This is a genomic window from Georgenia halophila, assembly GCF_039541595.1.
In genome coordinates this window covers 120,299-140,301 of the sequence record NZ_BAABGN010000001.1, presented here as the reverse complement: position 1 = coordinate 140,301, position 20,003 = coordinate 120,299, and the positions used below count along the sequence as shown (strand labels likewise).

At 71.1% G+C, this 20,003-nt stretch carries 16 protein-coding genes; 3 read left to right on the top strand and 13 right to left on the bottom strand.

All coding sequences use genetic code 11. The annotated features are described in order from the left end of the window. The first annotated feature begins 76 nt into the window (after positions 1 to 76). From ABD907_RS00625 to ABD907_RS00615, 3 genes are all read left to right on the top strand, one after another. On the top strand, positions 77 to 1,669 hold the full coding sequence (locus ABD907_RS00625) for a hypothetical protein (protein ID WP_345214551.1): 1,593 nt from the start codon (positions 77 to 79) through the stop codon (positions 1,667 to 1,669). 109 nt (positions 1,670 to 1,778) lie between these two features. After that, a complete protein-coding gene (locus tag ABD907_RS00620) occupies positions 1,779 to 2,000 on the top strand; it encodes a type II toxin-antitoxin system CcdA family antitoxin (RefSeq protein WP_345214550.1) in 222 nt (73 codons plus the stop codon). Further along, entirely contained in the window at positions 1,997 to 2,386 is a 390-nt protein-coding gene (locus ABD907_RS00615; RefSeq protein WP_345214549.1) for a type II toxin-antitoxin system VapC family toxin, read from the top strand. Before ABD907_RS00620 ends, ABD907_RS00615 begins: the two co-directional genes overlap by 4 nt. Before the next feature lie 50 nt (positions 2,387 to 2,436). On the opposite strand, the gene ABD907_RS00610 is transcribed toward ABD907_RS00615, so the two are convergent. The 13 genes from ABD907_RS00610 to ABD907_RS00550 all read right to left on the bottom strand — a co-directional run bounded on the left by ABD907_RS00610 (position 2,437) and on the right by ABD907_RS00550 (position 19,737). Next, positions 2,437 to 4,524, bottom strand: a complete 2,088-nt coding sequence (locus ABD907_RS00610) for a beta-galactosidase (RefSeq protein WP_345214548.1) — start codon at positions 4,522 to 4,524, stop codon at positions 2,437 to 2,439. Positions 4,525 to 4,601: 77 nt separating this feature from the next. Next, positions 4,602 to 5,501 (bottom strand): carbohydrate ABC transporter permease, encoded by a 900-nt coding sequence (locus ABD907_RS00605; RefSeq protein WP_345214547.1) that lies wholly within the window; start codon positions 5,499 to 5,501, stop codon positions 4,602 to 4,604. Continuing rightward, positions 5,501 to 6,439 (bottom strand): carbohydrate ABC transporter permease, encoded by a 939-nt coding sequence (locus ABD907_RS00600; protein ID WP_345214546.1) that lies wholly within the window; start codon positions 6,437 to 6,439, stop codon positions 5,501 to 5,503. Before ABD907_RS00600 ends, ABD907_RS00605 begins: the two co-directional genes overlap by 1 nt. A gap of 87 nt (positions 6,440 to 6,526) precedes the next feature. Continuing rightward, entirely contained in the window at positions 6,527 to 7,840 is a 1,314-nt protein-coding gene (locus tag ABD907_RS00595; protein ID WP_345214545.1) for an ABC transporter substrate-binding protein, read from the bottom strand. Positions 7,841 to 8,112: 272 nt separating this feature from the next. After that, positions 8,113 to 9,609: a GH1 family beta-glucosidase gene (locus ABD907_RS00590; protein WP_345214544.1), complete on the bottom strand. Its 1,497-nt coding sequence runs from the start codon at positions 9,607 to 9,609 to the stop codon at positions 8,113 to 8,115. Further along, entirely contained in the window at positions 9,606 to 12,023 is a 2,418-nt protein-coding gene (yicI, locus tag ABD907_RS00585) for an alpha-xylosidase (RefSeq protein WP_345214543.1), read from the bottom strand. The genes ABD907_RS00590 and yicI overlap by 4 nt, the downstream gene beginning before the upstream one ends. A 326-nt stretch (positions 12,024 to 12,349) precedes the next feature. Continuing rightward, positions 12,350 to 13,363, bottom strand: coding sequence for a LacI family DNA-binding transcriptional regulator (locus ABD907_RS00580; RefSeq protein WP_345214542.1), 1,014 nt, complete (start codon positions 13,361 to 13,363; stop codon positions 12,350 to 12,352). Positions 13,364 to 13,477: 114 nt separating this feature from the next. After that, the gene (locus ABD907_RS00575; RefSeq protein ID WP_345214541.1) at positions 13,478 to 13,765 is read right to left on the bottom strand and encodes a hypothetical protein; all 288 of its coding nucleotides are present in this window, start codon (positions 13,763 to 13,765) and stop codon (positions 13,478 to 13,480) included. 231 nt (positions 13,766 to 13,996) lie between these two features. Further along, positions 13,997 to 15,457 (bottom strand): sugar transferase, encoded by a 1,461-nt coding sequence (locus tag ABD907_RS00570; RefSeq protein ID WP_345214540.1) that lies wholly within the window; start codon positions 15,455 to 15,457, stop codon positions 13,997 to 13,999. A gap of 330 nt (positions 15,458 to 15,787) precedes the next feature. Further along, positions 15,788 to 17,023, bottom strand: a complete 1,236-nt coding sequence (locus ABD907_RS00565; protein WP_345214539.1) for an AGE family epimerase/isomerase — start codon at positions 17,021 to 17,023, stop codon at positions 15,788 to 15,790. Between the two features lie 161 nt (positions 17,024 to 17,184). Beyond that, complete coding sequence (locus tag ABD907_RS00560; protein WP_345214538.1) at positions 17,185 to 17,619, bottom strand: nitroreductase/quinone reductase family protein; 435 nt, start codon at positions 17,617 to 17,619, stop codon at positions 17,185 to 17,187. A gap of 101 nt (positions 17,620 to 17,720) precedes the next feature. Further along, positions 17,721 to 18,476, bottom strand: coding sequence for a hypothetical protein (locus ABD907_RS00555; RefSeq protein ID WP_345214537.1), 756 nt, complete (start codon positions 18,474 to 18,476; stop codon positions 17,721 to 17,723). Positions 18,477 to 18,639: 163 nt separating this feature from the next. Then, the gene (locus tag ABD907_RS00550) at positions 18,640 to 19,737 is read right to left on the bottom strand and encodes a S1C family serine protease (protein ID WP_345214536.1); all 1,098 of its coding nucleotides are present in this window, start codon (positions 19,735 to 19,737) and stop codon (positions 18,640 to 18,642) included. Positions 19,738 to 20,003 lie beyond the last annotated feature (266 nt).

The window sequence follows — 20,003 nt, the reverse complement described above, 5'->3', positions numbered from 1 at the left end:
GGACGGCCGGACTCTTCCGGCACGTCCTCACGCGCCCGACGGGCGCAGACCACCCGACAAGTCAGGAGTCAGACCCATGCGTACCTACCTTCGGCGAGCGCTGCGAACAGCGTTGCTGACCGGTGGGCTCATGGTCGTCGGTACCGCGGCCGCACAGGCCGCCACCGACGACAGCGTGGTTGGCGACGTGCTCGAGAGCACCACCGCCACCGTCGAGGCCACCATCGGCCTCGCCGACGCCACCGCAGAGCTCACCAGCGAGAATTCCGACCCGGCCGTGAGCGGCGGGTCCACCGACGAAGCCCCCACGGGTGACGTCGCAGATGTCGAGGTCACGGTCGACGGCGGCACGTCGCCGGAGGTGGTGACGGACACCGTCGAGGATGTCCTGAGCGAAGGCGGCGTGGTCGACGACATCGTCGGCGCGGACCAGCCACAGCAGGGCGTCAGCGACGGCGTGGTCGACGCGGTTGTCGACGACGTGGCCGGCGAGTCCGGCACCGTCGACGACACCCTGGCAGGTGACGTCGACGGCGTGATCGACGGCGTCGTCGCACAGGACGGCGTCACCGACGACGCGCTCGAGGACGGCACGGACGCCTCCCGTGCTGTCGAGGCCATCACCGGTGAGGAGGGTCTCGTCGACGACATCGTCGGCGCGGACCAGCCACAGCAGGGCGTCAGCGACGGCGTGGTCGACGCGGTCGTCGAGGACGTGGCCGGCGAGTCCGGCACCGTCGACGACACCCTGACAGGTGACGTCGACGGCGTGATCGACGGCGTCGTCGCACAGGACGGCGTCACCGACGACGCGCTCGAGGACGGCACCAACGTCTCCGACGCCGCCGACGATGTCACCGGCGGTGTCACCGGCGGCGACCCGGCCGGTGGACTGACCGGCGCGGTCGGTGAGATCGCGGGCGAGGAAGGTCTGGTCGACGACATCGTCGGCCCGGACGAACCCCAGCAGGGTGTCACCGACGGCCTGGTCGACGAGACTGTCGCCGACCTGGTCGACGCCGGTCTGCTCGACGAGGCGACCGATGGCGGTTCCCTGACGGAGACCGTCACCGACGTCGTCGAGGGTGTCGTGGCCGAGGACGGCGTCGTGGACGACGTTCTCGAGGACGGCTCCGCGGTCTCGGACGTGGTCGAGGGCGTCGCTGGTGAGGAGGGCCTGGTCGATGACATCGTCGGCCCGGACGAGCCCCAGCAGGGTGTCACCGACGGCCTGGTCGGCGCGATCGTCGACGACATCCTCGGTGAGGAGGCGCTCGTCGACGACCTTCTCGACGGTGACCTCGGTGCGGTCGTGGACGACATCACCGCCGAGAACGGGCTGATCGACGACGTCCTGGAGGATGGCGCCACTGGCACCGACGGACCAGGTGACGGCACCGACGGACCAGGTGACGGCACCGACGGACCAGGTGACGGTACGACGGGGCCGGGTCAGTTCGGCCCGCCGACCGGTCCGATCACCATCCCGCCGGGGACCGGCATCGACGGTGGTCCGGACACGGGGCTCGGTGGGGGCGTCGCCACCGCCGACTCCACGGACGACGAGCTGGCCATGACCGGAGCGAGCCCGGGCCCGCTGGCCGGGATCGCCCTGCTCCTCGTCCTGGCCGGAGCGGCGCTCGTGCGGCGTCGGCTCGTCACCGCCTGAGAAATGGTCGATGCGGGCTCGCCGGTCCCACGCAGGGGGCGGGACGGCGAGCCCGCAGAGACCGCTTGCCGCTGCTCGACCAAGACCGCCGTGGGGGTATATTGGGGGTATGCCCAAGGTGAGCGTCTACCTGCCGGACGACATGTACCGGCAGGTGCGCGAACGCCACCTCTCGCTGTCGGCGCTGACTCAGGATGCCGTCGAGAAGGCCCTGGCCCGACGCTCCCTCGAGGACTGGATCGAAGGCGAACGGCACCGCGCTCCACGTGCCAGCAAGCCTGTGCCCACGTCGGCCATCATGGACGAGATCCGAGACGAGTTCGGTCGGTGACAGTCCTCGACGCCTCGGCTCTCGTCGACATCCTGCTCGGGCAGGAGGACGCTCCCTGGCTCTTGGACCAGCTGGCGGGCGGCGATGTGGTGGCTCCCGCGCATCAGCTGGCCGAGGTTCTGTCGGCGCTCACCAGGCTCGAGCGCGCCGGGATCCTGGCACCGGAAGCGGCGCGGGATGCCGTTACCGCAGCTGTCGCGCTGCCCCAAGAGCTGGTGCCGCTCGCAGGGCTGACCACTCGCGCGTTCGAGCTGCGGGACCGGTTCCGCGTCCTCGACGGCTTCTACGTAGCCCTCGCCGAAGAGCGTGGCACCGCGTTGCTGACGACAGACATCAGGCTCGCACGGGCGAACCCGCCGTGCGCAGTCATCGTTCCCCGAGGCTGAGGAACGACGAACGGACGTCCCGACGGTCCGGCGCACCCGGCCGGCACGGTTCACGCGGTGGCGACCTGCCACGTCGCGGTCACGCCCGATTCGCGGACGACGGCGACGCCTCCTGGCTCGAGCACGAGCCCGCCCGCGGTATCGGTGTCGGTGAGGAGGTCGTGGCCGGACCCTTCGACGCGGAGGGTCCGGTCGCCGTGGTGGAGCAGGAACAGGTACTCCCCGTTCAATCCCCTGCGCCGGACGGCCTCGAGGCCGTGCTCCGCCGCGCCCGGCACTGTGGGGCGGATGCGTCGCTCGCTGCACAGGCCCGCGAGGAACGCGTCTCGTGACGCCTGCTCGAGCCGGACCGACACATAGGTCGCGTCACCCGAGCCGATGTCGCGGCGCGTGACCGCCGGAGAGCCGGCCAGCTCGCCGTCGGCGTACGCCGCGACCTCGCCGGCACCCTCGAGATGGACGCTCTCGGTCCACAGGTCCGCCCGTGAGCCGTCGCTCAGCGTGATGGTCTCGCCGACCTCCAGCGGGCGAAGCTCCTCGACCCGGATCCCCAGCAGCTCACGCAGCAGGCCCGGGTAGCCACCGAGGACGACACGCTGGTTCAGGTCCGCGATGCCGGTGAAGGGGAAGACGACGAGGCTACCGCCGTCGGTGGCGTACCGGGTCAGCCACTCGACGGTCGAGGCGTCCATGGCGTAGAGGCTGGGGACGAGCAGGAGGCGATAGCGCGACACGTCCGTGCCGACGCGCACGAAGTCGGCGGGGATGCCGGCCCGCCACAGCGACCGGTGGGTCGCTCGGACCTCGTCGGAGTAGTCGAGCTCCTCCGCAGGGATGTGTGGCGTCTCGAGCGACCACCAGCCCTCGGCGTCCCAGACGATCGCGACGTCTGCCTCGACGAGGGGGCCATCGACCGGGGGTTCTTGGACCTCTGCAAGGCGTTCGAGGATGGAACCGAGCTCCGCCGTCGCCTCGAACGTGCGGCTGTGCGGTCCCACGTGCGGGACGAGCGCCCCGTGCCACTGCTCGGACCCGGCGGCCGACGCTCGCCACTGGAAAAACAGCGAACCCTGCGATCCGCGCGCGATGTATCCGAGGGAGTTGCGGATCATCCTGCTGGGGTCCTTGAACAGCGTCCGGTCCCCGACGCGGATCCCCGTCGCGTTCTGCTCCATGAGCAGCCAGGGGCCGCCGCCGGCCCAGCCCCTCGTGAGGTCGGATCCGTAGGCCACGTGCGCCTCGCCGTCGGGGCCGGTGGTGTCGAGGTAGTGGTCGACGGAGACCAGGTCCTCATGCTCGCTCCAGGCCCACTGGTCGAGGTGGTTCCAGGTGGGCAGCATGAAGTTGGTGGTGATCGGCACGCTCGACCCGGTGGCGCGGATCTCGGCCTTCTGCTCGTCGAAGGCGGCGAGCATCTCGTCCGAGCAGAAGCGCTTGAAGTCGACGACCTGGGCCGGGTTGTGCAGGTACTGGGTAGCCATGGGCGGGAGGACGTCCTCCCAGTCCTCGTAGTGCTGGGACCAGAACGCGGTGCCCCAGGCCTCGTTGAGGCGCTCGAGGGTGCCGTGCCGTCCTCGGAGCCAGTCGCGGAACGCGCGGGCGGCGTGCGGGCCGTGGTCGATGGTTCCGTACTCGTTGTGGATGTGCCAGCCACGCAGGCGCGGATGTGCGCCGTACCGCTCGGCGAGGAACCGTGCGATCCCGCGAGAGGCGTTGCGGTAGGCGGGCGCGCTGATGGCGTAGGTGTCGCGCGACCCGTGGGAGAGGCGTGTGCCATCGGGGCGCACCGGCATCGCGTCCGGGTGCGCGCGGGTGAACCACGGCGGCGGGGACGCGGTCGGCGTCGCGAGGAAGAATCCGATGCCGGCCTCGTCGAGCATCTCGACGACGTCGTCCAGCCACGCGGCGTCGTACTCGCCCTCGCGCGGTTCGAGGAGCGCCCAGGCGAAGACCCCGAGGGTGACGGTGTTGACGCCCGCCCGCCGCATGAGCTCCATGTCCTCGGCCCACGTCTCGCGGGGCCACTGCTCGGGGTTGTAGTCGCCGCCGAAGAGCAGCGGCGGTCGCTCGGTGCGGCCGTCCGACCGGGCCTGGTCCGCCGTGTCGTGGTCCGCTCGGGCCGTCGGGAGCTCAGCCATGTTCTCTCAATCGTGATTCGTGTCCGGAAAGATTCCTGGCGTCCGATGCCGGCAAGCTTCCCCGGAAGCCGGCCGGTTCAGCCCTTGATGCCGCCGCTGATGAGGTCGAGGCGCCAGTACCGCTGGAGCACCAGCATCATCGTCACCAGCGGGATGATCGACAGCGCGGCGCCGATGATGGCGAGGCTGTACAACGACGGCGTCCCCGACCCCTTCGACAGCAGCGTGTACAGCCCGAGCGTCAGCGGATACATCCGCTCGTCGGCGAGCATGATGAACGGGAGCAGGAAGTTGTTCCAGATCGCGACGAACTGCAGCAGGAAGATGGTGACCATCCCCGGCACCAGCATGGGCAGCGCGATGGAGCGGAAGACCCGGCCGTCGTTCGCGCCGTCGATGCGGGCCGCCTCCATGGTCTCGGTCGGCACCGCCGACGCGGCGTAGACCCGTGCCAGGTAGATGCCGAACGGCGAGATCACCGACGGCAGCAGCACCGACCAGTAGGTGCCCGCCATACCGATCTCGGACATCAGCAGGTACTGCGGGATCGCGAGCACGATCCCGGGCAGCAGGACGCCACCGAGGATCGTGTAGAAGACCGCCTGGCGGCCCGGGAAGTCGTACTTCGCGAGGGCGTAGCCAGCCATCGTGGAGACGAACGTCGACAGGACCGCGCCGACGCCGGCGAAGATGAGGCTGTTGTAGGCCCACCGGAGGTAGTTCCCGTCGCCGTAGGCGAAGAGATTCTCCAGATTCTCGAGCAGCCCGGTGCCCGGCGCGAAGGTGAAGGTCGTGAACAGCTCGGCGGGGGACTTGCTCGACGCGATCAGCACCCATGCCACCGGCACGAGGCAGTAGAGGGCGCCGAGCAGGAGTACCAGGGAGGGCACGGTCCGTCGGGGCGTCTTCTTCCCGCGGGCGAGCGGCGGCGCGGGCCGGGCGGCCTGTGCCGACCGGACGGTGGTGGCAGCGGTCATCAGGACCCCCCGAACGCGCGCTTCTGCGTCATCCGCAGCAGCAGGACGGACACGACAAGTGTCCCCAGCGCCAGCACCACCGACGACGCCGCCGCCAACGAGAGGTTGTCGCGGAGGAAGGCGTCCCGGTAGATCTTCATCAGCGGCACCCAGGTCTGGGAGATCTCGTTGGTCATCGGCCGCAACGTCATCGGCTCGCCGTAGACCTGGAGGGTGCCGATGAGGGCGAACAACCCGGTGAGGACCAGCGCGGGGCCGACGAGCGGAATCTTGATCCGGTAGGCGATGTCCCACTCCGACGCGCCGTCGATCCGGGCAGCCTCGAAGACCTCGTTCGGGATGCCGCGCAGCGACGTGTACAGGATGATCATGTTGAAGCCGACACCGCTCCAGATGGCGACGTTCGCCACCGAGGGGAAGAGCATGGCGCCGCTGAGGACCTCGATGCCGTCCAGGCCCAGCTGTCGCAGGATCCAGTTGAGCGGGCTCGTCGAGGGCAGGTAGAGGAAGCCCCACAGCAACGAGGCCACCACGCCGGGAACCGCGTACGGGACGAAGATCGCGGTCCTGGAGGAGCGGGCACCGCGGACGCGCGGCAGATCCAGGAGTAGCGCGAACGTCAGCGCCAGGCCCAGCGTCACCGGGACGGCGATCATGCCGTAGATGGCGAGCCGGCCGAAGCCGGCGAGGAACGCGGTGTCGGTCAACGCCGTCGCGTAGTTGCTGAACCCGACCCACGCCGGCTCCTGGACCCCGAACGGCCCGCCGCCGGTGACCCGTAGCCCACGGAAGCTCAGGAAGATCGCGTAGCCGATCGGGATGGCCAGGAACGCGATGAACAGCACGCCCGCGGGCAGCAGGAACGTGTAGGGCGCGACCCAACGACGCCGAAGTCGACGCCTTCGGGCCTGCGTCTGCGTGCTCGCGGCCGCACTCATCTCACGAAACTCCTCTCGGCTGCCGTCTGCGTGACGGTGCGATCTCGGCCGCCGCCGTGGTGACGGTGTGCTGCGCTCGGTTCGGCGTCAGTTCCTGGTGACGTCGAAGCCGGCGGTCTCCATGTCCTCGAACACGGCTTCCTCGGTCGCGGTCAGCGCGTCGCGCAGCGGCGTGCCGTCGGTGACCGCCTTGGACATGGCGTCCTGGAACGCGCTGGAGGCGACGTTGACGTTCGGGCCCCAGCTGATCTCCGGGATGGTGTTCTCCGCGATGTCCGCGGCGATCTCCCAGTAGTCGTCCTGCTGCGGCATCAGCAGGGGCGGGTCGCTCTCGAGCGTGAGCTCCTGGCCGGCGAGGGACGCCGGGTACTGCCCCTGCTCGATCTGGACCGCGGCGCTCGCCTCGCTCGACCCGATCCACTCGGCGAACTCCGCCGCCGCTTCGGGGTGCTCGGTCGAGGTCGTCACCACGGCGGCGGAGCCACCCTGGAACGCGACCTGCGGGTTGCCCTCCTCCCACTGGGGAAGCGGCGCCATGGCCCAGTCGCCGGCCATCGGCTCGGCGATGCCGTAGAGCACGCCAGCTGCCCACAGCCCGGCGGGCCAGGAGAGGATCTTTCCCTCGTTCAGCTTCGAGTTCCACTCCGGCGTCAGCAGCGGCTCGGCCAGCACCAGGTCCCGGTCGATCAGGTCCTGCCAGTAGTCGGCGACCGCCACCGAGGCCTCGTCGTCGAAGTTCACCGTCCAGGACTCGCCCTCGAGGTTCCACCACTCGGCACCCGCCTGCTGCGCGAACCCGGCGAAGCCGCCGAACTCGGCCGGCGCGAAGGTGGTGATGTAAGTGTCCGGGTCGGCCTCGTGGACCTTCGCGGCCGCCTCGGCGAACTCCTCCCACGTCTTGGGCACCTCGATCCCGAGCTCCTCGAAGCGCGCCTTGTTGTAGGTCAGCGCCTGCGGACCGGCGTCCTGCGGCACGCCGTACGTCGCGCCGTCGAAGGTGGCCTGGCTCCAGACCCCTGGCGCGTACTGGTCCTCGAGTCCCGCGGTGTACTCGGTGATGTCCGCGGCCACACCGGCCACGATCATGGCCGGCAGCGTGTTGTACTCGACGAGCGCCACGTCGGGCGCGTTCTCGGCGCGCGTGGCCGTCACGAGCTTCGCAGACGAGTCCGTTCCGCCACCGGCGTCGGTGTGCTCGACCTGGATGTCGGGGTGCGCCTCGTTGAACGCCTCGACCAGCGGCGGCTGCGGCGTGCCCCACCCCCAGTACTCGAGCGTGACCGGTCCGTCGGCGCTGTCGTCGCCGGCGTCACCACCGTCCGCCGCACCGGACGAGCACGCGGCCAGCGCGAAGCTCGACGCCGCCAGCAACGCCGTCGCGATCGTGACGTTCTTGCGCATAGGTCCATCTCCCTCGATGAGCTCGGATGGGGCTCGAAGGTCTCCGTTGCCGAAGCGCTTCGACGTCGTCCTCAGCGAAACGCTTCGATTGGTACTGCATACTCGCCGTCGGGCGGATCCGGTGTCAAACCGCGGCCTGCGAACCGGCCGACCCGACCCGCCGTCCGCGGTGCCCCGCGCCGCCGTGCAACCCCCGCCACCGCGCCGCCGTGCAACCCCCGCCACCGCGCCGAACAAGCCCTCAGGTCCCGTCCGCCGGCGCAGACGACCAGTTAGGGGTTGTTCGGCGGCGGGTGTTCGGCGGAGCCGCCTGCCGAGTCGGTCCGCGCCCGGGTGAGCTCGGCGAACCAGAAGGCACTGTCCTTCGGGATCCGCTCCAGCGTGTCGTAATCCACGCGGACAATGCCGAACCGCTTCGAGTAGCCGTAGCCCCACTCGAAGTTGTCCATCAGCGACCACACGAAGTAGCCCCGCAGATCCACGCCCTGCTCCACGGCGCGGTTGCAGGCGGCCAGGTGGTCGCGGACGTAGGCGATGCGGTCGTCGTCGTGGACGGCGCGGCCGCCGGCGCGGTCGGCGTCCTCGACCACCTCGTCCGGGAAGGCCGCACCGTTCTCGGTGACCATCAGCGGCAGCTCCGGGTACGACCGGTGCAGGCGCACCAGCAGCTCCTCCAGACCGCCCGGGTCGATGTTCCAGCCCATGTCCGTGTAGGGCCCGGGCTGGGGCAGGAACTCCACGCGGTCGGCGCCGGGCCACGGGGAGTGCCCGACGTCCTTGTGCCCGTCGGCCTGCTGACGCTCGGAGACGCCGTCCCAGAGGCGGACACGCTGGGTGGAGTAGTAGTTCACGCCCAGGACGTCGATCGGCTGGCGGATCACCACGTCGTCGCCGTCGCGGACGAAGGACCAGTCGGTGAGGCCCGAGGTGTCGGCGATGACGTCGGCCGGGTAGCCGCCCTCGATCATCGGCTGCAGGAAGACCCGGTTGGCGAGCCCGTCGGTCTGACGCACGGCCTCGGCCCCGGTCTCGCCCTCGGGTCGGATCACGTGCAGGTTCAGCGTCGCGGAGTAGTCCGGGTCGCCGGTGACGACGTCGCGCAGCGCCTGCAGGCCGAGTCCGTGCGCGAGGTTGAGGTGGTGCACGGCGGCGAGCGCGGCCGCCGGCTCCGTGCGACCCGGCGCATGTGCCCCCGAGGCGTATCCCAGGTAGGCCGAGCACCACGGCTCGTTCAGCGTGGTCCACATGCCCACCCGGTCGCCGAGCCGCCGGCCGACGATCGCCGCGTAGTCGGCGAAGGCGAGCGCCGTCTCGCGGAGCGGCCATCCGCCGCCGTCCTCCAGCGCCTGCGGGAGGTCCCAGTGGTAGAGCGTGGCGACCGGACGGATGCCCCGTGCGAGCAGCCCGTCGACGAGGCGGTCGTAGAAGTCGAGGCCGCGCTCGTTCGCCGGGCCGCGACCCGTCGGCTGGATGCGGGGCCAGGCGATGGAGAACCGGTAGGCGTCGAGGCCGAGCCAGGCCATCAGGTCGAGGTCCTCCTCGAGCCGGTGGTAGTGGTCGCACGCGACGTCGCCGGTGTCACCGTTCCACGTCTTGCCCGGGGTGCCGCTGAAGGTGTCCCAGATGCTCGGGCCGCGACCGTCCTCGTGGGCGGCGCCCTCGACCTGGTAGGACGCGGTGGCGGAGCCGAGGACGAAGCCCTCGGGCAGGTTCCGTCCTGCTGCGCGGGCCTCGTTCTGCTGCGGCGTCGTCTGGTCGGTCGTCGTCATCGCACATCTCCTTCTCGATTCGGTAGCCGGACCTCGCCGTCGACGGCATCGACCGCCGGACCGCCGGCCATGCGGGCGCGGAAGCGGGCGGCCGGCGTCGCGCTGACGCTCACCCACCCGTCGCCGCGGACCACCGCGAACGACGTCGACTCCCCCGTGCCAGGTCCGCTCACCCGCACGGTCCGGTCGGCGTCGCCCGGGTAGACGGTCACGAGGGCGCCGTCGGTGAAGTCCCCGTCGGGCCGGTCGGCCCCCGGCGCGGTGACCAGGAGCGCGTTCTCACGCACCCAGAGCGGCAGCGACGAGAAGTCGTGCCGCTCCCGGCGCCAGCCGCCGTCGGCGACCTCGCCGGTGAGGAGGTTCGTCCACCGCCCCGCCGGGAGGTAGTACTCCACATCACCGGCCGCGGAGAGGACCGGCGCGACGAGGAGATCGGGACCGAGCATGTACTGCCGGTCGAGGTGGCCGACGGCGGGGTCGTCCGGGAAGGCGAGGGCCATGGGACGCATGACGGGGACGCCGGTCTCGTGCGCCGTCGTCCCGGCCTGGTACAGGTACGGCATCAGCTCGAGCTTGAGGCGGAGGAAGCGGCGCGCGACGTCGACGGCGGACTGGCCCGGCGCCTCGTCGCCGGTGTCGAACATCCACGGCACGCGATAGCTCTGCGAGCCGTGCAGCCGCGAATGGGAGGAGAGCATCCCGAAGGTGAGCCACCGCTTGAACACCGCGGGGTCGGGCCGGCCCTCGAAGCCGCCGATGTCGTGGCTCCAGAACCCGAACCCGGACATCGACATCGACAGGCCCGCGCGCAGCGACTCGGCCATGGACGGATACGTCGAGGAGTTGTCGCCGCCCCAGTGCACCGGCATGCGCTGACCGCCGGTGGTGGCGGCGCGCGCGAAGACCACCGCCTCCCCCGCACCCCGTGCCTCCTCCAGCACATCGAACACGGCGGCGTTGTAGAGCTGGGCGTACCAGTTGTGCATGACGTACGGGTCAGAGCCGTCGTGCCAGACGACGTCGACGGGTATCCGCTCGCCGAAGTCGGTCTTGATCGCGTCGACGCCCCGCGCGAGCAGCGCCCGGATCTTGTCCTGGAACCAGGCCGTCGCGTCGGGGTTGGTGAAGTCGACCAGCGCCATCCCGGCCTGCCACATGTCCCACTGCCAGATGCTGCCGTCCGGACGGCGCACCAGGTAGCCGGCCTCCGCGGCCTCGTCGAAGGTGTTGGCCTTCTGCGCGATGTACGGGTTGAGCCAGACGCTGGTGCGTAGCCCGCGGTCGTGCAGGCGGCGGAGCATCCCGTCCGGGTCGGGGAAGGTCCGCGGGTCCCACTCGAAGCTGGTCCACTCGAACTCGCGCATCCAGAAGCAGTCGAAGTGAAAGACGCTCAGCGGCAGGTCCCGCTCGGCCATGCCGTCGATGAAGCGGGTGATCGTCTCCTCGTCGTAGTCGGTGGTGAACGACGTCGAGAGCCACAGCCCGTAGGACCAGGCGGGGACCTGGGCCGGCCGTCCGGTCAGGCGGGTGTACCGCTCCAGGATCTCCTCCGGCGTCGGGCCGTAGATGACGAGGTACTCCAGGGACTCGCCCGGGACCGAGAACTGGACCTGCTCGACGGCCTCGCTGCCGACCTCGAACGAGACGTGCTCCGGGTGGTTGACGAGGACGCCGTAGCCGCGGTTCGTCAGGTAGAACGGCACGTTCTTGTACGCCTGCTCGCTGGAGGTGCCGCCGTCGGAGTTCCAGATGTCGACACTCTGCCCGTTCTTGACGAAGGGGCCGAACCGCTCGCCGAGGCCGTACACGAGCTCGCCGACGCCGAGGGAGAGCTGGGTGCGCATGTAGCGCGAGGCCGGGGCGAGGCCGGTCGTGGTCACGCCGGCGATGCCGGTCGGTTCGGCCGGCACCGGGGCGCCGTCGGCGAGGCTCAGGTATCCGATCGACTTGTCGCCGGACCTGGTGAGGACCCGGGCGCCGGACTCGGTGTCGTCCGTGCTGCCGCGGGAGGTGCCGTCGGCCGTGTCGTCGTCCGTCTCGAAGGTGAGGTTCCACGGCGCTCCGGGGGCGATCCATGCCCGCAGCGGGCCCGCCTGCAGGACGCCGCCGTCGTCGCCGGCGCGGGCCTCGCCGTGCCCTTCTTCGGCGCCGACGAGGTCGAAGCCGGGCGAGGCCGGGGTGCCGCGGTGGTGCTCGGTCCGCACACGGACGACGCCGTCGAGCGGGCTGGAGAGCGTGACGGTCAGCAGCACGCGGTTGAGGGTGTCGCCGCGGCGGCCGATGGGCTTCGTCGGTGCGCTGACGACGAGAGCGTCACCCTCCGGCGCGCGCCGGACGTCGATCTCGTAGGCCTCGCTCGCGTACTGGGCGTCGACGCCGGGCCGGCTCAGCCAGAACCCGTCGGTGAACTTCAACTGCTCTCCTTGCTCGGGCGGGTGTCCCTGACGGACGGCCGGCCGATGGTCGTCGGGCCACCAGGGTCAGCGCGGCGCCTCCGACGGCCGCCTGACGGCGACCCGGCGGAACGCTGAGCTGATCTTGGTGCGGGCGTGGAAGGACGAAGCTGCCCGACGGCGATCCCCGCGGCTGATCGTCTTCCGTGCCTGGTTCGGTGCTGTGGGCACTCTACCGAAGCGCTTCGACTATGCCAGCACCGTCCTGACCGGTGAGCCCGGCCGCGCCCGCGTTGCCTAGCCTCGAAGCCGGGATGCCCGACGCCTGACGGCCCGCCCGGCGCTCGTCAGGTGCGCCGCGCCGCCGTCGAGCCGCGTTCCACGTACGTCGGGGCAATCAGTTCGACGTGCGGTTCGACGAGACCACTCATCTGATCGATGGTCAGCTCGACGGCGCGCGAGCAGCTCTCCGCGGGGATCAGCGGGATGACGTCCAGGGGTGGGTCGAGCGTGGAGGTGTCGAACGTCGCGGCGGCGGAGATGACGGAGACGTCTCCGGGGACCTCCAGGCCCCGCTCCTGGAGGTCGTCCAGGGTCCGCATCTGGATGTTGTCCTCGCAATGCATGACCAACCCGGTGAGGTCACCCTCGGGCCCCAGCAGCTCCGCCACGGCGGCACGGGTGTCCGCGATGGTGGCCTCGGGGCTGGCGAACCGCGCCTCGACACCGCGCTCGCGGGCGCGGGCAAGGAATGCGTCGCGGAATCGCACCGGGTAGTTCGACCCCCGCTGGTAGGCCACCTGAGGTTGGCCGAGGAGACCGAGGACGCGATGACCGGCCTCGACCAGGCGGTCGACGGCGAGCTCCGCCGCGGCGGCGAAGTCGAGGTCGACGCAGACGAGATCCGTCGTGTCCGCGGGCAGTCCCACGAGCGCCGCCGGCACACCCAGGGCGCGCACGAGGTCCGCGCGCTCGTCCTCCGCGAGGACGTCGAGGACGATGACGCCGTCGACCGTCCGGCTGTTCGTCACGCGCTGCAGCCCACCCGCCGCCTCGTCCTGGGTCAACAGGAGGATGTCGTAGTCGTAGTTCCGGGCGGCAGTGGCGGTCGCGAGCACAAAGGCCATGTGCGCGGGTGTGTAGGTGTCCGGCCGCAGCGGCTCGGTCACCGCGAGGATGTACGTCCGCCGGCCCGCGAGCGCCCGCGCGCCGGCGTTCGGGCTGTAGCCGAGCTCGGCGACGGCGGCCTCGATGCGGCGCCGGGTCTTCTCCCCGACGGGGCGCTTACCGCTGAGCGCGTAGGAGACCGTGCTGATGGAGACGCCAGCGACACGAGCGACATCATTGATGGTGGCTATCACTGCGCCGACTCCGTCGTGAAGCGTTTCGATAAGTCTTCCGAACGTACGCCAGCGCCGATCGATGGCGCAAACACCGGTGCATCGGGCCGGCGGAACGCCAGGTTGTGGTCAACTCTAGACTGGCAGCCACCGGCCGCCCACGCGCAGGGTGAGCACGGGCGCGCCGACCTCCGCCAGCTCGTCGGCCCTTTCGTGCACGGCCGCCCCCACGAGGTGCGCCTCGCCGTCGTCGGCTGCCGTGAACCGGACGGTGATGCGTGCCTGGCCGCGGACGAGGCCGACGTCCTTGGCCTCAACCGTGGTGCGCTCCCCCGCTGCCGCGGCCGCCGCCGGCAGCAGGTCCGCGGGATCGACGCTGGGACGCAGCAGGCCGACGGTCATGGTCACCCGGTAGGACGGCACCGGGACATTGTGGCCCGGCGCGGCTGCCGAGCGGTTGCCGAGCGCCCCGACCACGCCCCACCGCAACCACGCCCGACCCTCGACCGGGCCCGCGGCGGGACAACCGAAGGAAACTCCTGCCGGAACCCCGCCACTGCACCGGCGCGGCTGCAGGAACCCCGCCACAGCACCGGCGCGGCTGCCGAAGCCCCGCCACTGCACCGGGCCCCGACGATGAGCCGCCGTGGAACGTCAGTACGCGCCGCTCGGGCTGACGACGGTCCTGAACGTCTTGAGGATCAGGAGGAGGTCGCCACTGACCGACCAGTTCTCCACGTAGCTGAGGTCCAGGCGCACGCTGTCGTCCCAGGACAGGTCGGACCTGCCCGACACCTGCCACAACCCCGTGACGCCCGGCTTGATCAGCAGGCGCCGGTAGACGTGCGCCTCGTACTGCTCCACCTCGGCCGGCAGCGGCGGTCGCGGGCCCACCACGCTCATCTTGCCCCGCAGCACGTCCCAGAACTGGGGGAACTCGTCGAGGGAGTGACGTCGGATGAACCGGCCGACCTTCGTCACGCGCGGATCGTTGGCCATCTTGAACAGCACGCCGTTGTCCGGCCCCTCGGCCTGCAGGGCCGCCCGCCGGCTCTCGGCGTCGACAGCCATGGAGCGGAACTTGTGCATCCGGAAGGTGCTGCCGTCCTGACCGACGCGCTCCTGGCGGAAGAAGACCGGTCCGCCGTCGTCCAGCTTGATCGCGAGGGCCACCGCGGCGAACAGCGGCGCGAGGAGGACCAGCGCCGCGGACGCGATGACGACGTCCATGGTCCGCTTGAGCACGTGGACGCCGCCGGAAAAGCTGGGCAGGTCGACGTGGACGACAGGAAGGCCGGTCACCGGGCTCTGGTGAATGCGGGGGCCGGCGACGTCGGTCAGCTGGGAGACGAGCAGCAGCTCGGACTCACCCGTCTCGAGGTCCCAGGCGATCTGCTTGATCTGGCTCGACGGCATGCCGCCGGCGATCATGACCGCACCGAGCCGGGGGTCCTGCGCCGCCAGCCGCAGCTCCTCCAGGGAGATCCGGGGCAGCTCGGGGACCGGTGGAACCCCGCCGGCACCGGCGTCCTCGGGCGTGGTCAGGGCGACGGCGACCGGCGCGTAGCCGGCTTCCGGGTAGCGGCGCATCTCGGCGACGGCGGTGTTCACCTCGTCGGCACTGCCGACGACGACGGTTCCGGTCAGGGCGCGGCCCTGGTTGCGCACGCGTGTCAGGCCCAGCCGCCAGGCCAGCCGGCCGCCGAGGAGGAGCAGCATGCCGACCGGCAGGGCGACCAGGACGTAGGACCGCGAGAGCTCGACCGGAGCCAGGTAGGACAGGATGGCGATGAGCCCGAAGGCGGCCAGCGTCGCGGCGAGGACCCGCCGGTACTCCTCCATCCCGGCGCCGATGACGCGGCGCACCCGGGTGTCCCAAGCACCGAGCGCGCAGAACCACACGAGCGCGAGGATCACGCCGACGACCTCGTAGCGCACGCTCCGCCCGCCGTCGAGGGTGAGGCTCGCCTGCTCGGCACCGAAGCGCGCCAGGTCCGCGACCGTCACCGCCACGATCAGAACCATCAGGTCGGTGAGGGCGACCCCGGCCCGATAGTGGCGGTCCCAGCGCCGTGCCGGCTCCGGTGCCCGGGCCGGCCAGAGCCACAGCCACACTCTGCGTGAACCCGTCGGCTGCCGTCTGGTGACGGGTGACGGGGTACGGCGCGTCCTGGCGGCGGTGGTCGTGCCGCTCCGCAGGGGGGTTCGAGGCGACATACCTGCCGCCGCCAGGACGCGGTCCATGGGGCCGGAAGAGTCCGAGGCAACGGCGGTAGCCGTGGTGTCGGCTGCAGCGCGTGCGGTCATCGGCTCGTCCTCCGGCAGTACGGGTGGTTCGAGCTACAGCGAACCGTCGGCGGAGGCCGAGTGACATGCGCTTAGTGGGTGAACGCCGGGTGAACAGCCGCCCTCACCCGCAGGGCGGGAGAGGGTGAGGTGGGCCGGTCAGGTGTCGAGCAGGCCGGCCGCGAGGGACGGCGCGATCGCCGGCGTCACGGGCAACCGGGGCAGGATGGTGGCCTGCAGCGAGTGGTAGATGTCGGGCTTGCCCGTCCAGGTTTGGGTGCTGGGGCCGAGGTCCGGGCCGAGCTCGTGGAGCCAAGCACCCGGTGCCTCGATGAAGCGCTCTGCTGCGTGGTCCCAGCAGGTGCGGTACCACTGCTCGTAGACCGGGTCGTCGGTGACCCGGGACAGCACCGCAGCTGCCGCGATCGCCTCGGTGATCACCCAGTGCAGGCGCTCGCGCACCACCGGAACACCGTCGAAGTCCACGGTGTAGACGAACCCGTCCTGGCCGTCGACGGCCCAGGCCTCGACGCCGCGGCTGAAGAGCGCCGTCGCACCCTCGAGCATCCACGGCTCGGGTTCGCGTCCGCGGGCGATCACGGCGGCTCGGGCCTGGAGCACCAGGCGTGACCACTCGAACCAATGACCGATGGTGGCTCCGAAGGGACGGAACTTGTGGGCCGGCTCTTCTCGGTTGTAGTCGGGCAACGGCGTCCAGCTCGGGTCGAAGTGCTCCGGTATCCGCCAGCTGGCGCCTCGCGCGAACTCGTCGACCACCCGGCGGCCGATGCTCAGGGCGCGGCCGAGCCAGGCGTCGTCACCGGTCACGTCGGCCGTGGCGAGGTACGCCTCGACGGTGTGCATGTTGGCGTTGACGCCGCGGTACTCCTCGAGGTCGGTGAAGTCGCGGTTCCAGCTCTCCACGACCATGCCCTCGTCGTCGCGCCAGAACTTCTCCAGCTGGACTGCCTGGGCTCGGGCGAACAGCTCAGCCGCGCCGGGCCGGCCGGCCGCCGTCGCGGAAGACGCGGCGAGCAGGACGAAGGCGTGCGGGTAGGCGTCCTTGCGGGTCTCGGTCGGTCCGTTCGGCCCGACGGCGGAGAACCAGCCGGTGTGCTCGATGTCCTCGAACGTCTCCGTCAAGGCCCGCAGGCCGTGGTCGACCAGCGGGGCGTATCCCGGCCGGCCGAGCAGCGAGGCGAGCGCGAAGGAGTGCGTCATCCGGCAGGTGACCCACAGCTCGCTCGGACCCAACGGGTCCACGGTGCCGGCGGCGTCCAGGTAGCCGAAGCCCTGGCTGGTGCGTGATGCGCGTCCGAAGCGCAGCAGCGCGTCCGTCTCCTGCTCCAGCCACCGGTTGTGTGCGGGCTGCCCCAACCACTGCGTGGTCGCCATCGTTGACCGGCCTCCATGTCGTCGTGAGCACTGGCGCTCTGTCTGTCGCTCGCGGTCCGTCGAAAGGCTACCGGCCCAGGGACGACTGCTGTGCAGCTGGTCACCCTGCCGTCGGTGCGTGGCTACCAGAGGTGGCCGGTCGCCCGCGCCCGCCGAGCGGCTCAGATCGATGGCTCGTCCAGCAGCACGAGCGGAATCTCCCGCTCGGTCTTGCCCTGGTAGCGGGCGTAGTTCTCGTGGTCGGCCACGATCCGGGACCAGAGCCGCCGGCGCTCATCGGCGGTGGCCACCCTGGCACGCATCGGTCGGGCCGGCTGTCCCTGGTAGGACACCTCCACCTCCGGATCGGCACACAGGTTGAGGAACCACGCGGGGTGGATGTCGTCCCCACCGCGTGAGGCCACCACGACGAGGCTCCCGTCCTCCTGGATCGGGGAGGCGAGCACCACCGAGCGCGGTCGACCAGATTTGCGGCCGATCGTGGTGAGTCTGAGAACGGGCATCCCGTACACACGCCAGCCGGCCCTGCCGCCACTGATCTTGAGGATTCCACGGTGGACGCCGTTCATGGCCTTGAAGGCGAAGTCGCTGGGCATGCCTCATTCTCCGAAGGTCGACAGGTGCGCGCTCGTCGGATACAAGGTATGGCCGGTGAAGATCTCAGAGGCGCCGGGCCGGCACCCAGGCCGGGTTTCGGCTAGTCGTTCATCTTCAGGACCGTGCCGGGCTGCGCCCTGCGAGCTCCCAGGCGCGGGTCCCCGACGACGGCGTCCACCAGCGCGGTGGAGCCGCCCACCGCAGCCTCGAGGGTGTAGATCGGGATGCCGACGAACCAGGATCGGTCGTCGGGCCAGATCAGCGAGGGAGGGTCGTGGGGCCACTGTCTGAATGCGGTCGCGGAGCGCAGCGGGCCGGTCCAGAGGTGGTACTCGGGGTGCGGAAGCGCCAGCATCGGTGCGTCGGGGCGTTCGACCCGCACGGTCCGCAGGTGCTCCTCGGCCTCCGCACCTGGGCGTGACCTCGCCATGGCGTCCGGCACCGCGGGGAACCGCCCGACGACGGCGGACGCCCACCTGGAGACGCGGCCACGCCAGCCCCGTCGGGCAACCAGGACGGCCATCCCGCGGGCGGTCACCGGGTCGTCCCCGTGGTCGTACATCCACCCCCAGCCGGTCCAGATCCCGCAGTGCACCGCCTGTTCTCCGGTGAACGGCTCGAGCACGTTCAGGAGCGCGTCGAGCCACGCCAGCGGCTCGGGACCGTCCGGCTCGCCCGTCTCGGGCACCGGCACGACGGCGTAGCGCTCGTACCCGCGCGGCACCGCATGGTCGAGCGTCGCGCCCGGCGGGCCGAGGAGCGGCGCGATCCATTCACCCGCCGATGCGTCCGCGTCCCAGGTCGCACCGGCCGCGGCCAGGTCTGATCCCTGCGGTGGCCCCTGTGCCTCGTTCATGACACGACACTACGGACGGCTCGGTACCGACGTGCCAGCCGTTGCTCGACGACCCGGGCCGGGGCTGGTGACCGGCCGTCGACGATCACCGTCGGGACGGGAGCGTCCCGTTGCCATCGTGGACCGGCCGGACGAAGGCGGCTGCGTCGCCGCCTGGGCCGGCTCAGCGCTCCGCGGACTCGAGCTCGAGGCTCACCTGATGCTCCTCGCCGCCCCGCAGATAGGTGAGGTCGACCGACTGTCCCGGCTCGGTCCCGCGCTGGGCGCCGAGGAGGTCCTCAACCGTGGCGATCTCCTCGCCGGCGTACGAGACGATCACGTCACCCGGCTCCAGCCCGGCGTCGGCCGCCGGCCCGTCGGACACCACGTCGCGCACGACGACGCCGCGCTCGGTGGGCACGTCGAGCGCCTGGGCGATCTGCGGGGTGAGGCGGCCGACGACGAGGCCAGCGACGGGGTGGGTGACCCGTCCGTCGTCGCGCAGGTCCGCGGCCACGTCCAGGGCGGTCGCGCTGGGGATGGCGAAGCCGATGGAGACGGCGCCCTGCTGCGGTGGGATGTAGGCGTCGTTGATCCCGACGACCTTGCCCTCGGCATCCACCAGGGCGCCACCGGAGTTCCCGGGAGAGATGGCGGCGTCGGTCTGGATCAGGTCGACCAGCGCGGGGTTGGTGCCGGCCGAGCCCGGGACCTCCCGGCCCAGCCCCGAGACGATGCCCATGGTGACGCTGTTGCGGAACCCGAGCGGGCTCCCGAGCGCCACGACCATCTCGCCGGCCTGCGGCAGCCCGGTGCGGAACTCGGCGACGGGCAGGTCGGTTCCCTCCGCCTGCAGGATCGCCAGATCCGTGACCTCGTCGGTGGCGACGACCTGCGCGGGGACTCGCCGGCCGTCGGCGAGCGCGAGGACGACCTCCTCCTGCACCGTTGACCCTTGCTGACCAGCCACGACATGGTGGTTGGTCAGCACCCAGCCGCCCTCTTCGAACACGACGCCGGAGCCGAGCCCGCCCCCGTTCGTCAGGACCGTGACCACGGACGGCTCGACGCGTTCGACGACGTCCGGGAGCCCGGCCAGGAGCGAGGCTGCGCCGTCGGTCTGCCCTTCCCCGCCGCCGCCCTGGGTCGCCTCGGTGGTGGGGCTGTTCTGCGGGCTCGGGGACTCACCATCGTCGCCGCCGCTGGTCGTGCAGCCCGCGACGGCCAGCGACACCCCCGCCATCGCGGCGAGGGCGCGTCGAACACGAAACTGGGCGGCCATCAGGGTCTCCTCCTCGTACCCGACGTCACGCGGATCACTGCTTGCGATCCTGCGCCATGTCGGCGTCCCCCGCATCTAGGACGACCTTTCAAGGGCCGGCCCGAGAGCTCCCGTACAGATCCGGCGGTGCACCGGTTGCGCCCGTGGAAGGGCTCCGGCACGCCAGGAGAGCGTCGAGCGGCGTCGCTGCTCGGGGCCGCCCGGCTCAGCCGACTCGGGTACTGGGCACCGGCTGTCCCGGTCGTCAGGCGAACGATCGCCCCTCA